This window comes from Streptomyces sp. NPDC041970 (genome assembly GCF_055588985.1).
In genome coordinates this window covers 30,340-43,904 of sequence record NZ_JBVJCD010000049.1, presented here as the reverse complement: position 1 = coordinate 43,904, position 13,565 = coordinate 30,340, and the positions used below count along the sequence as shown (strand labels likewise).

Sequence of the window (13,565 nt, the reverse complement as noted above, 5' to 3'; positions counted from 1 at the left end):
GGGGGGGGGGGGTGGGGGTGTGGGGGGGGGGGTGGGTGGGGTGGGGGTTGGGGGGGGGGGGGGGGGCCCCCCCCCCCCCCCCCCCCACCGCCTATGCCCCCCGTATGCCCGCCTGCCTCCCCGCCTTCCGTGTCGCTCGCGCGGTCCGTGCTCTCTGTGCCGCCCACCGGTTTCCTTCCCCGTGCACCTATCTCCGGGGGCACTCTCTCACCCGGAACGACCGGCGGGGGAGGGCGCCGAGGAGGTGCGCGGGGCCCGGAGGGGTTCGCCGACAGGGTGTGCGGCGCGTGGAACTGAGGGCGTGTCAGCGGAGAGGGGGTGCGTTGCCCGCCCCTGGCCTGAGCGCCGCCTGTCCGCCGGCCCCGACGCCCCTGACGCGTGGCGGTCCACGGGGCCGCCATCCCCTAGGGGCCACCCCCTCATGGCGACCGGGGCCCGTTCCTCCCGGCGGACGAGGTGGTCGACAGGGGTGCTTCCTTAACCTGTTCCTACGTCGCACTCGCGGCGCGCAGCGGGGGAGGGTGGGGATAACCCCACCCCAAGAGGGTGCCAGGCACCATCGCGCTGGAACGCCTCCTGAAACCAGACTTGGGCTGTAACCGGTGACGTCCAGTCATTGACCGACATAGGAGATATACCGTGACAACGGCTGTAACCATTCCCAGGCACGGGGGCACTGGAGGGCGTACGGCCGTCGCGGCGCGAGCGCGGCAGGTCGTGAAGGCGTACGGCACCGGTGAGACGCGGGTCGTCGCGCTCGACCGGGTGGACGTGGACATCGCCCGCGGGCAGTTCACCGCCATCATGGGCCCGTCCGGCTCCGGCAAGTCGACCCTGATGCACTGCCTGGCCGGGCTCGACACGGTGACCTCGGGCGAGATCTATCTCGACGAGACCGAGATAACGAAGCTCAAGGACAAGAAGCTCACCCAACTCCGGCGCGACCGCATCGGGTTCATCTTCCAGGCGTTCAACCTGCTTCCGACGCTCAACGCGATCGAGAACATCACGCTGCCGATGGACATCGCGGGCCGCAGGCCCGACGCCGCCTGGCTCCAGCAGGTCGTGGAGACCGTGGGGCTGGCCGAGCGGCTCAAGCACCGCCCCACGGAGCTCTCCGGCGGTCAGCAGCAGCGCGTCGCGGTCGCCCGGGCGCTCGCGGCCCGCCCGGAGATCATCTTCGGCGACGAGCCGACGGGGAACCTCGACTCCCGTGCCGGCGCGGAAGTCCTGTCCTTCCTCCGCAAGTCGGTCGACGAGCTGGGCCAGACCATCGTCATGGTCACCCACGATCCGGTCGCCGCCTCCTACGCGGACCGGGTGCTGTATCTCGCGGACGGCTCCATCGTCGACGAGATGTACGAGCCGACCGCCGAGCAGGTCCTCGACCGCATGAAGCACTTCGACGCGCGTGGGCGGACGTCATGACCGTGTGGAAGACCTCGATGCGCAACTTCCTGGCGCACAAGGGCCGGATGGCCCTCTCCGCCGTGGCGGTCCTGCTGTCCGTGGCGTTCGTCTGCGGCACGCTCGTGTTCACCGACACGATGAACACCACCTTCGACAAGCTCTTCGCCGTGTCGTCGCCCGACGTCACGGTCAGCCCGAAGGGGGCCGAGGAGAGCGACGAGCAGCCCGCCGACGGCAAGCCCGCCTCGCTGCCCGCCTCTCTTGTCCAGCAGGTCGCGCGGGCCGACGGGGTGAAGAGGGCGGAGGGAGCCGTCATCTCCCTCGCGGTCACCGTCGTCGACGCCGACAACAAGAACATGGGCTCCGAGACCGGAGCCCCGACCATCGCGAGCAACTGGACCGCGAACGACCTGCGGTCGATGGAGATCACCGCCGGTCACGCCCCCCGCGGCCCCACCGAGATGATGGTCGACGCCGACACCGCGGAGAAGCACGGCCTCGCCCTCGGCGACGAGCTGCGCACCATCGCCGCCACCGGTGACGTCAAGGCGAAGATCAGCGGCATCGCGTCCTTCACGGTCACCAATCCGGGCGCGGCCGTGGTCTACCTCGACACCGCCACCGCCCAGAAGACCCTCCTCGGCGCGCCCGACGTCTTCACCCAGGTCCTGGTGGCCGCCGAGGACGGCGTCAGCGACACCCGGCTCAAGCAGAACGTGGCCGCGGCCCTCGACGGCGCCGCCGCGTACAAGCTCCAGACCCAGCAGGAGGCCGCCGACGCCAACAAGGACTCCATGGGCTCCTTCCTGGACGTCATGAAGTACGCGATGCTCGGTTTCGCCGGGATCGCCTTCCTCGTCGGCATCTTCCTCATCGTCAACACCTTCTCCATGCTGGTCGCCCAGCGGACCCGCGAGATCGGCCTGATGCGGGCCATCGGCTCCAGCCGCAAGCAGGTCAACCGGTCCGTGCTGGTGGAAGCGGTCCTCCTCGGCATCGTCGGCTCCGTGCTCGGCGTCGCCGCGGGCGTCGGAATCGCGGTCGGGCTCATGAAGCTCATGGGCGCCGTGGGCATGGAGCTGTCCACCGAGGACCTCACCGTCGCCTGGACCACCCCCGTGCTCGGTCTCGCGCTCGGCGTCGTCGTCACCGTCCTCGCCGCGTACGTCCCGGCGCGCCGGGCCGGCAAGATCTCCCCGATGGCGGCGCTCCGCGACGCCGGGACCCCTGCCGACGGGCGGTCGGGCCGGGTCAGGGCGGGCATCGGCCTGGTCCTCACCGCGGCCGGCGCCGCGGCCTTGTGGGCGACGACGCAGGCCGACAAGGCGACCGAGGGCTCGACGTTCCTGGGCCTGGGCGTGCTGCTGACCCTGATCGGCTTCATCGTGATCGGCCCGCTGCTGGCCGGAGTGGTGGTGCGGGCGCTCAGCGTCGTCGTCCTGCGGCTGTTCGGCCCGGTCGGTCGGCTGGCCGAGCGCAACGCCCTGCGCAACCCCCGGCGCACGGGGGCGACCGGTGCGGCCCTGATGATCGGGCTCGCTCTCGTGGCCTGCCTGTCCGTCGTCGGGTCGTCCATGGTCGCCTCGGCCACCGAGGAGCTGGACAGGTCGGTCGGCGCTGACTACATCGTCCAGGACGGTTCCACCGGGCGGCCGATCGTGCCGCAGGCCGCCGAGGCCGTGCACGCCGCCCCCGGTATGGAGCACGTGACCGACTACGCCTTCTTCAAGGCGAAGATCACCGCCCCGGACGGCACGACGGAGGACGACGGCCTCGTCGGCGCCGACCCGACGTACCAGCAGGACGTCCGCCGTACGGTCGTCTCCGGCGACCTCGCCCAGGCGTACGGCAAGGACGCCATGTCCGTCGGCGACGCGTACGCCGAGCAGCACGGGATCAAGGTCGGGGACACCCTGACCGTCGCCTTCTCGGGGGGGAAGACCGCGAAGCTGGCGGTCGCGGCCATCACCTCCGACGACACCAACATCGACCGCGGCGCGATGTACGTCAACCTGTCCACGGCCGCCTCCTACGTCCCCGCCGAGCGGATGCCGCAGAACGTGGTGATGTTCGCCAAGGCCGAGGAGGGCAAGGAGACGGAGGCGTACGAGGCGCTCAAGAGCGCCCTGGCCGCGTACCCGGTCTACCAGGTGCAGAACCAGGCCGACTTCAAGGAGAACCTGAAGGACCAGGTCGGCCAGTTGCTGAACATCGTGTACGGGCTGCTCGCCCTGGCGATCATCGTCGCGGTGCTCGGTGTGGTGAACACCCTCGCCCTGTCGGTGGTCGAGCGGACCCGAGAGATCGGCCTGATGCGCGCCATCGGGCTCTCCCGTCGCCAGTTGCGCCGGATGATACGCCTGGAGTCCGTGGTCATCGCCCTGTTCGGCGCGCTGCTCGGGCTGGGCCTGGGGATGGGCTGGGGCACCGCCGCCCAGAAGCTCCTCGCTCTGGAGGGGCTGGAGGTCCTGGAGATCCCGTGGCCGACGATCCTGACGGTCTTCGCCTGCTCCGCGCTCGTCGGTCTGTTCGCCGCTCTCGTCCCGGCCTTCCGGGCGGGCCGGATGAACGTCCTGAACGCCATCGCGACGGACGGGTGAGGAAGGACGGCAACGGGTGAGGTGAGGGGGCCGCGCGACGACGGCGACGGCCCCCCATCACCCCCCTGGGACGACCGCGCCAGACCTCGGGTGTTCTTCCTGCCCCCGAGGCCTGACGCGCTCCCGCGACGCTTCACCGGGAGCCGGAAAACCCAGGCGGCCCCGGCCTGCCCCCGGCCGCCGATCATCCGCCTCGCTTCCGTCCTCGACCGCCGGCCGCACATCCCGCTCCAGCCCGGCCCCCTCGGGTCACACGCCCCGCCGCCCTTCAGGATGGGGGGCGCGGCGCACGCGGCGCCCGCAGCGCTCGGACGCTTACGGCACCCACCGCCCTGGGACGCTCACAGCGTCGGCCCGGAGGCGGCCGGGGCGGTGACAGCCGCCCCCGCGACCACCGCCACGGCGACGGCCCGTCCCGAGGGTGGCCCGGCACCGCCACGGCGACGGCCCGTCCCGGAGGCGGCCCGGCACCGCCCCTCGGCGGCCGGTCGCGGGGGCGGCTGTCACCGCCGGGTCGTACTCTGGAACCCCCGGCCCGTCCCACGTGTCGGGCCCTTCGCGTTGCCCCCTGGCAGCAGCCGGCTGCCAGCAACCCCTGATCACCCGGACGGAAGCCCCATGAGCCTGCACGGTCTGCTGGATGTCGTCGTTACGGACCCCGCCCTCTCCGAGGCGGTGAAGGCAGCCGGGGACGGCCACCGGAGCCACGTCGACCTGGTGGGCCCGCCCGGTGCGCGCCCGTTCGCCGTGGCCGCCCTGGCCCGGCAGACCGGCCGGACCGTGCTGGCCGTCACCGCCACCGGCCGGGAGGCCGAGGACCTGGCGGCCGCGCTGCGCACGTTGCTGCCTCCGGACACCGTGGCGGAGTTCCCGTCCTGGGAGACCCTGCCGCACGAGCGCCTCTCGCCCCGCTCGGACACCGTGGGCCGCCGCCTCGCCGTGCTGCGCCGCCTCGCCCACCCGCGCGAGGACGACCCGGAGACGGGCCCCGTCTCGGTGGTGGTCGCGCCGATCCGCTCCGTGCTCCAGCCGCAGGTCAAGGGGCTGGGCGAGCTCCAGCCGGTGGCCCTGAGCAGTGGGGGGAGCGCGGATCTGGGCGAGGTGGTGGAGGCGCTGGCGGCCGCCGCGTACACACGGGTCGAGCTGGTCGAGAAGCGCGGCGAGTTCGCCGTGCGCGGGGGGATTCTGGACGTCTTCCCGCCGACCGAGGAGCACCCCCTGCGGGTCGAGTTCTGGGGCGACGAGGTCGAGGAGATCCGCTACTTCAAGATCGCGGACCAGCGGTCCCTGGAGGTGGCCGCCCACGGGCTGTGGGCCCCGCCCTGCCGTGAGCTGCTGCTGACCGACGAGGTCCGCGAGCGGGCCGCCGCCCTCGCCGAGGCCCACCCTGAGCTGGGCGAACTGCTCGGCAAGATCGCGGAGGGCATCGCGGTCGAGGGCATGGAGTCGCTGGCCCCGGTCCTGGTCGACGAGATGGAGCTGCTGCTCGACGTCCTGCCGGAGAACGCGATGACCCTGGTCTGCGACCCGGAGCGGGTCCGTACGCGCGCCGCCGACCTGGTCGCCACCAGCCAGGAGTTCCTCCAGGCGTCGTGGGCGGCGAGCGCGGGCGGCGGCGAGGCCCCGATCGACGTGGGCGCGGCCTCGCTGCGGGGCATCGCGGACGTCCGGGAGCACGCCCGCGAGCTGGGCATGATGTGGTGGTCGCTCTCCCCGTTCGCGGCCGACGCCGCCGACGCGGACGGCGACACCCTCCAGCTCTCCATGCACGCCCCGGAGGCGTACCGGGGCGACACCGCCCGCGCGCTCGCGGACACCAAGGGCTGGCTGGCCGACGGCTGGCGCACGGTGTACGTCACCGAGGGCCAGGGCCTCGCCTCCCGCACGGTGGAGGTGCTGAGCGGCGAGGGCGTCCCGGCCCGCCTGGACCCGGACCTGGGCGAGATCTCGCCCTCCCTGGTCCACGTCTCCTGCGGGGCCATCGACCAGGGCTTCGTCGACCCGGCGCTGAAGCTCGCGGTGCTCACCGAGACCGACCTGACCGGCCAGCGCACCGCCACCAAGGACCTGGGCCGGATGCCGGCCCGCCGCCGGAAGACGATCGACCCGCTGACCCTGGAGGCCGGCGACTACATCGTCCACGAGCAGCACGGCGTCGGCCGGTACGTGGAGATGGTGCAGCGCACGGTCCAGGGCGCGACCCGCGAGTACCTGCTCGTCGAGTACGCCCCCGCCAAGCGCGGCCAGCCCGGCGACCGGCTGTACATCCCGACCGACCAGTTGGAGCAGGTCACCAAGTACGTCGGCGGCGAGGCGCCCACCCTGCACCGGCTCGGCGGCGCGGACTGGACGAAGACGAAGCAGCGGGCGAAGAAGGCGGTCAAGGAGATCGCCGCGGACCTGATCAAGCTGTACTCGGCCCGGATGGCGGCCCCCGGCCACGCCTTCGGCGCGGACACGCCCTGGCAGCGGGAGCTGGAGGACGCGTTCCCGTACGCGGAGACCCCCGACCAGTTGTCCACGATCGCCGAGGTCAAGGAGGACATGGAGAAGACGGTCCCGATGGACCGGCTCATCTGCGGCGACGTCGGCTACGGCAAGACGGAGATCGCGGTTCGCGCCGCGTTCAAGGCGGTGCAGGACGGCAAGCAGGTGGCCGTCCTCGTCCCGACCACCCTCCTCGTCCAGCAGCACTACGGCACCTTCACCGAGCGGTACTCCCAGTTCCCCGTCAACGTAAGGGCGCTGAGCCGCTTCCAGTCGGAGTCGGAGTCGAAGGCGACGCTCGAAGGGCTGAGGGACGGTTCGGTCGACCTGGTCATCGGCACGCACCGGCTGTTCTCGGCCGAGACGAAGTTCAAGGACCTGGGCCTGGTCATCGTGGACGAGGAGCAGCGCTTCGGCGTCGAGCACAAGGAGCAGTTGAAGAAGCTCCGCGCCAACGTGGACGTGCTGACGATGTCCGCGACGCCCATCCCCCGTACGTTGGAGATGGCGGTGACCGGCATCCGCGAGATGTCCACGATCACCACTCCGCCGGAGGAGCGCCACCCGGTCCTCACGTTCGTCGGGCCGTACGAGGAGAAGCAGATCGGCGCGGCCATCCGGCGCGAACTGCTCCGCGAGGGCCAGGTCTTCTACATCCACAACCGGGTCGAGTCCATCGACCGGGCCACCGCCCGCCTGCGCGAGATCGTCCCCGAGGCGCGGATCGCCACGGCGCACGGGCAGATGTCCGAACAGGCCCTGGAGCAGGTGGTGGTGGACTTCTGGGAGAAGAAGTTCGATGTCCTGGTCTCCACGACGATCGTCGAGTCCGGCATCGACATCTCCAACGCCAACACGCTGATCGTGGAGCGCGGCGACAACTTCGGCCTCTCCCAACTGCACCAGTTGCGCGGCCGGGTGGGGCGCGGCCGCGACCGGGGGTACGCCTACTTCCTGTATCCCCCCGAGAAGCCGCTCACCGAGACGGCCCACGAGCGCCTGGCGACCATCGCCCAGCACACCGAGATGGGCGCGGGCATGTACGTGGCGATGAAGGACCTGGAGATCCGCGGCGCGGGCAACCTCCTGGGCGGCGAGCAGTCCGGCCACATCGCGGGCGTCGGCTTCGACCTGTACGTCCGCATGGTCGGGGAGGCGGTCGCCGACTACCGGGCCCAGATGGAGGGCGGCGCGGAGGAGGAGCCGCCGTTGGAGGTCAAGATCGAGCTGCCGGTCGACGCCCACGTCCCGCACGACTACGCCCCCGGCGAGCGGCTGCGCCTCCAGGCGTACCGGGCGATCGCCTCGGCCGCGTCGGAGGACGACATCCGCGCGGTCCGCGAGGAGCTGACCGACCGCTACGGCCCCCTGCCCGAGCCGGTCGAGAACCTCCTCCTGGTGGCCGGGCTGCGGATGCTGGCCCGCGCCTGCGGCGTCGGCGAGATCGTGCTCCAGGGCTCCAACATCCGCTTCGCCCCGGTGGAGTTGCGCGAGTCCCAGGAGCTCCGCCTCAAGCGCCTGCACCCCAAGTCGGTCATCAAGCCGACCGCCCACCAGATCCTGGTCCCGCGCCCGACGGCGGGCAGGATCGGCGGCAAGCCGGTCATCGGCCGCGAGCTGCTGGCGTGGACGGGCGAGTTCCTGACGACGATCCTGGGCTCGTGATGTGAGCCCCGCCGCGGCGGCCCCGCCCGGTCCTCCGGCGGGGCCGCCGGGGCGGCGAGGGACGCCGGGGCCGCGACGGCACGGCCGTACCGCTGAGGGCGCGGAGCTGAGGCGGGAGGGGGCGGCCGCCCTCCCCTTCCGGGAGGGCGGCCACCGCCAGTGGGTCGGGGCCGATCCGCAGGACGGCGTCATGTCCGGGCGACCGGTGGCCCGGCGGTCATGGAAGCGGTTCGGCGGGGAAGACGCCCATAGGATTCCCGGCGTCCGGCTCTCTCCCGTCAGGATGGCTCCCTGTGATACCTCCCCGTGCGTACCGAGCGGCCCTGCCCGCGTTGAGCGTCTGCGTCGTGCTGGCCCTGGCCGGGTGCCGACCCGGCGAAGTCCCCGCGGACGGGGGCGGGTCGAGCGGTGTGCGGGGCGGCGGCGGGGGGTTCGGGGCGAGCCCGCTGGACAACCCCGACGGTACGAAGCCGGGGCTGGCGCCCCTCACCTCCGACGCGGACCGGGCAGCCGCCCGGCGCGTCATCGAGAAGGTGGCGACGAAGGGGCGCGGCCCGAAGACCGGCTACGAGCGGCGGAAGTTCGGTTACGCCTGGAAGGACGGGGTCGACGGGATCCCGCTCGCCCGGAACGGCTGCGACACGCGCAACGACCTGCTGGCCCGCGACGGTGAGGACGTCGAGCACCGGTCGGGTTCGAACTGCGTGGTCGTCGCGATGACGCTCAAGGACCCGTACACCGGTGGGACGATCTCCTGGCGCAAGAAGCGGGCGACCGAGGTGCAGATCGACCATGTGATGCCGCTGTCCTACGACTGGCAGATGGGCGCTTCCCGCTGGAACGAGGCGAAGCGGGAGCAGATCGCCAACGACCCGCTCAACCTCCTGCCGGTGGACGGCCCGGCCAACAACGCCAAGCGGGACTCGGGCCCCGCCTCCTGGCTGCCGCCGTACAAGCCCGTCCGCTGCTCGTACGCGGTGCGGTTCGCCCAGGTCTCGCTGAAGTACGAGCTGCCCGTCACCGCCGCGGACAAGCGGGCCATGCTCGCGCAGTGCGGCGGCTGACCGGGGGAGCGGGCCCGTCCGGCGGAGCCGCGAGCGCGGCCCCGCCGGAGCGTTCGCGGGCGTACGGCTAGACCTTGCCGCCGCAGATGACGTTGAACGGCCGGCCGAGTGCCATGGTCAACTGCATCGGCTCGGTGGTCGCCGCCGGGCACTGGTCCTTCGTGTCGACGAGGCCGAGCACCTTGAAGGCGTCCGACCCGGCCGAGGCGCAGGCGATCTCCTTGGCGGTCGACGTCACGCAGTCGCCGTCGACCAACTGCCCGCCGCCGGCGCCCGCGTCACCGGGGTGGTCCCCGGACAGGTTGCGGCCGCACACGGTGTTGGTGGGGATGCCGCCGCCCTTCGCGTCGTCGCCCGAGCCGAAGACCCGCGACACCTGGATGATCAGGTCGGTGCCGGCCGGGCACTGGATGGCGTTGGGCAGGATGCTCGCGCTCTTGACCTCCAGGGCCTTGAACGTCGCCCCGGACTCGTCGCAGTCGAAGGCGCGGTAGCCGTCCGGCGCGTTGTCGGGGTCGGGCCCGCCGCAGTCGCCGATCTCCCACGAACCGCCCTTGCCGTCCGAGGCGGACGTGGGCGACGAGGAGGCGGAGGAGGACGCGTCGTCATCTCCGAAGACCTTGGACGCCCCGTAGCTGAGGCCGAGGAGCAGCGCGATCACCAGCAGGCTCTGCAGACATCCCGCACCTCTCCGGGGGCGGGGCGGCGTGGTGCCTTGCGGGTTCATCAAGGGACTCCTCAAGCCGTGTTCGTTCTCGGACACGGGTGGGGACGCGGCATGAACACCTCATGGTTCCGGCCGCTGGGCACCGGTTCCGGCCGCGGCCGGCCGCTGTCCGGGCGGTGGCCGACCGGCCCGCCCACGGGCCCCCGTGCCCCGGCCCGACGGCGGGGATAATCGCTGTTCGGGGCGGTGCGGGCTCCCTAGGGTGAGCCGCATGGACCTCAAGATCACCACGCTCGCCGAGCGCCCCGACCTCGCGGACGCCCTCGACGGGATGCCGGACACCTGGCCGGAGTTCGTCCTGGAGGACATCGTCGGCTGGGCCAACTTCGCCCGTATCGCGGTCGAGTTCCCGCGGTACGTGCTGGTCGCCACCGACGCGGAGGGCACGGTGGTCGCCCGTGCCTACAGCGTCCCGTTCGCGCTGGACGCTCCCGGACGCGGGAGTCTGCCGGCCGGGGGCTGGGACCGGATGCTGCTCTGGGCCTTCTCGGACCTGCGGCGCGGGCGGGCGCCGGACACCGTGGGCGCGATCGAGATCACGGTGGCCACCGGTCACCAGGGCAAGGGCCTGTCCGGTCGGATGCTCGCCGCGCTGCGCGACAACGCGCGGCGGCTCGGCTTCCGGGAGGTCGTCGCCCCGGTGCGGCCGAGCGGCAAGCACCTGCGGGCCGAACTGCCGATGGAGGAGTACGCCCGGCTCACCCGCCCCGAGGACGGGCTGCCCGAGGACCCCTGGCTGCGGGTCCACGTCCGGGCCGGCGGGGTCGTCGACTCGGTCGCCCCGGTGTCGATGACCGTGAGCGGCACGCTCGCGCAGTGGCGGGAGTGGACCGGGCTGCCGTTCGACACCGACGGCCCGGTGCACGTGCCGGGGGCGCTCGTCCCGGTGCACTGCGCCGCCGCGCACGGGTACGCCGTCTACACCGAGCCCAACGTCTGGGTGCGCCACCGGGTGTGACACCGCCGCCGGGAGGCGTGAGGCCGTCGGGAGGTGCGCGGCCGTCGGGAGGTGCGGGTCGACTGCCCGTACGCACCGGGCCGCGCGTGGACCGGTGGCCGACACCCGCGCCGCTCCCCGGCGACGCGCCCCTCGACGCGGCAAGAGGCGACGCGGCAAGAGGCGACGCGGCAAGGGGCGGTGCGGCAAGACGCGACGCGGCAAGAGGCGGTGCGGCAAGAGGCGGTGCGGCAAGAGGCGGCGCGGCAAGGGGCGGCGCGGCAAGGGGCGGCGCGCCCCGACGAACGGCCGGTCCGCACGCGGTGCGACAGCCGCGGACCGACGGACGGCACGGCCTCACCGGCGAGCCCCACCACAACGGTTGAGCACCGCCGGGGCCGGTTCGTCGGCGCCGGTGTATACGCTCATCGCACACGTCCGCCATTCGCCTCCAGGAGCAGCACATGCACGGCTACGGACCCTCGCCGCAGCAGCAGTCGCAGCCGTCGCGGCCCCGGCCGTCCTCGGCGACGCTCGCCACCGTGCGCGTGGTCCTCGTGGCGGTGACCGTGCTGAGCTGCGGCATGTTGGGCTGGGTGGCCATGCTGCGGCTCGCGCTCGTCACCCGCAGGCCCCGCGACTGGGCCCTGCTGCTGGCCGCGGTCGTCCTCAACGCCGGGCTGTTCGCCTTCATCCTGGCCACCCCGGACGACCCCGACGCCATGTCCGACGCCCAGGCGACGGTCCTGTGCGCCTGGCTCCTCTGCATGATGGCCGCGGTGATCAGCTACTACCTGTACGCGGAGACCCGCCACTACCACGCGGTGCGCGGCCCCCTGCCCGTACACGCCGCCCCGGCCGCGTACCAGCGGTTCCCCGCCCAGCCCAACCCGTACACCGTCCAGACCCCGCCGCCGGCGCCCCCGCCCCGCCGCCTGGACCAGGTCAGGGCCGAGCTGGACGAGCTGAGCGACTACCTCCGCAAGGAGGGCGGGAGCCGGTGAGCGGCCGGACCATCGCCGACCGGTACGAGCTGGCGTCCGTCCTCGGCCAGGGCGGCATGGGCCAGGTGTGGACCGCGTACGACCGGCGCCTGGACCGCCGCGTCGCCGTGAAGCTGCTGCGCCCGGACCGGGTCGCCGGGCCCGCCGGCAGCGACGCGGCCGACGAGCTGCACCGCCGGTTCGCCCGCGAGTGCCGGGTCACCGCGCAGGTCGACCACCCCGGCCTGGTCACCGTGCACGACGCGGGCGAGGACGGCGGCGACCTCTACCTGGTCATGCAGTACGTCGAGGGCGCGGACCTCGCCGACCACCGGGCCGAGCGGGACCCCTACCCCTGGCCGTGGGCCGTCGCGGTCGCCGCCCAGCTCTGCGCCGTCCTGTGCGCGGTGCACGCCGTGCCGATCGTCCACCGCGACCTCAAGCCCCGCAACGTGATGATCCGCCCCGACGGCACCCTCACCGTCCTCGACCTGGGCGTCGCCGCCGTCCTCGACACCGACACCACCCGGCTCACGCACACCGGCACACCGATCGGCTCCCCGGCGTACATGGCCCCCGAGCAGGCGATGGGCGGCGCGGTCGGCCCGTACACCGACCTCTACGCCCTCGGCGTGCTCCTGCACGAACTGCTCAGCGGGGACGTGCCGTTCGCCGGGTCCACCGCGCTCGGCGTGCTCCACCGCCACCTGTACGAGCCGCCGGTCCCCGTCCGGCGGCTCCGTCCCGAGGTCCCCGCCCCGCTCGAAGCGCTCGTGCTGCGGCTGCTCGCCAAGGACCCGCAGGCCCGGCCCGCGTCCGCGCTGGAGGTGTACGAGGAGTTGGCCCCGCTGCTGCCCGCGCGCGGGGCCCCCGCCGGGCCGCTCGACCCGACCCGCCCGTTCCTGCGCCCGCACGCCCCGTGGCCGGACCGGGCCGCGCCCCCCGCGCCCCCGCCGTTCGCCGTCCCGGTCCCGCCGCCCTCGGCTCCGCCCACCCCGCCGCCGTACCCCGCCGCCCCGGCGGGCCGCCCGGACGCCACGCCGTACCCCGTCCTCCCGCCGCACACCCCGCCCGCGCCCGCCCGGCCGGACGTGGCCCAGGCGGTGGACGAGGTCAAGCGGCTGCTCGGGGAGGGCCGGATCACGCAGGCCGTGGACATCCTCGGCGCCACCCTCCCGGCCGCCGCGGCCGAGCACGGCGAGCACTCGCCCGTCGTCCGCATCCTGCGCAAGCAGTACGCGGCGACCCTGATGGACGACGGCCAGTACCGCCGCGCCCTGCCCGAGCTGCGCCGCCTCGCCGAGGACCGCGCCGCCGAGGCGGGACCGGCCGACGCCCAGGTCCTCCAGTTCCGCCACGACGCCGCCCAGTGCCTCGAACAGCTCGGGGAGGCCGCGGCCGCGCTCGGCGAGTACCGCGCGGTCCTGCCGTACTACGAGAACGCCTACGGGACGGCCTCCCGCGACCCCGGCCGCGCCCTCGACATCCGCCACCGCATCGGCCAACTGCTCCTCGCGGTCGGGGACCACACGGCGGGCCGGGCCCAGCTCCAGGCCGTGCTGTTCGACGCCGAGCGCGGTTACGGGCCGCACCACCCGCTCCCCCTGGAGCTGCGCCGCCTCCTGAGCCACCAGCGGGACGTCCGCGGCGGCTGACACCCCCCGTGCCCCGGCCACATCCCCAACTCCTCCC

8 protein-coding genes are annotated in these 13,565 nt (G+C 73.3%); 7 read left to right on the top strand and 1 reads right to left on the bottom strand.

The genetic code is table 11. The features are described 5' to 3' along the window. Nucleotides 1–639 precede the first annotated feature (639 nt). The 4 genes from ACZ6EJ_RS21675 (at nucleotide 640) to ACZ6EJ_RS21660 (ending at nucleotide 9,226) form a co-directional block, all read left to right on the top strand. Nucleotides 640–1,428 carry an ABC transporter ATP-binding protein gene (locus ACZ6EJ_RS21675; RefSeq protein WP_469269253.1) on the top strand — a complete coding sequence of 263 codons (789 nt, stop codon included), beginning with the start codon at nucleotides 640–642 and terminating at the stop codon, nucleotides 1,426–1,428. Further along, on the top strand, nucleotides 1,425–4,010 hold the full coding sequence (locus ACZ6EJ_RS21670; protein WP_469269251.1) for an ABC transporter permease: 2,586 nt from the start codon (nucleotides 1,425–1,427) through the stop codon (nucleotides 4,008–4,010). The genes ACZ6EJ_RS21675 and ACZ6EJ_RS21670 overlap by 4 nt, the downstream gene beginning before the upstream one ends. Before the next feature lie 618 nt (nucleotides 4,011–4,628). Continuing rightward, nucleotides 4,629–8,162 (top strand): transcription-repair coupling factor, encoded by a 3,534-nt coding sequence (gene mfd, locus ACZ6EJ_RS21665; RefSeq protein WP_469269249.1) that lies wholly within the window; start codon nucleotides 4,629–4,631, stop codon nucleotides 8,160–8,162. 293 nt (nucleotides 8,163–8,455) lie between these two features. Beyond that, nucleotides 8,456–9,226, top strand: coding sequence for an HNH endonuclease family protein (locus ACZ6EJ_RS21660; RefSeq protein WP_469269247.1), 771 nt, complete (start codon nucleotides 8,456–8,458; stop codon nucleotides 9,224–9,226). 67 nt (nucleotides 9,227–9,293) lie between these two features. Here ACZ6EJ_RS21660 and ACZ6EJ_RS21655 read toward each other — a convergent pair whose 3' ends face one another. Further along, a complete protein-coding gene (locus tag ACZ6EJ_RS21655; RefSeq protein ID WP_469269245.1) occupies nucleotides 9,294–9,953 on the bottom strand; it encodes a hypothetical protein in 660 nt (219 codons plus the stop codon). Nucleotides 9,954–10,164: 211 nt separating this feature from the next. On the opposite strand from ACZ6EJ_RS21655, the gene ACZ6EJ_RS21650 reads away from it, so the two are divergent. From ACZ6EJ_RS21650 to ACZ6EJ_RS21640, 3 genes are all read left to right on the top strand, one after another. Then, the gene (locus ACZ6EJ_RS21650) at nucleotides 10,165–10,911 is read left to right on the top strand and encodes an N-acetyltransferase (RefSeq protein WP_469269244.1); all 747 of its coding nucleotides are present in this window, start codon (nucleotides 10,165–10,167) and stop codon (nucleotides 10,909–10,911) included. 443 nt (nucleotides 10,912–11,354) lie between these two features. Then, the gene (locus ACZ6EJ_RS21645; protein ID WP_469269243.1) at nucleotides 11,355–11,894 is read left to right on the top strand and encodes a hypothetical protein; all 540 of its coding nucleotides are present in this window, start codon (nucleotides 11,355–11,357) and stop codon (nucleotides 11,892–11,894) included. Next, complete coding sequence (locus ACZ6EJ_RS21640) at nucleotides 11,891–13,528, top strand: serine/threonine-protein kinase (protein ID WP_469269241.1); 1,638 nt, start codon at nucleotides 11,891–11,893, stop codon at nucleotides 13,526–13,528. Before ACZ6EJ_RS21645 ends, ACZ6EJ_RS21640 begins: the two co-directional genes overlap by 4 nt. The last annotated feature ends 37 nt before the right edge of the window (nucleotides 13,529–13,565 follow it).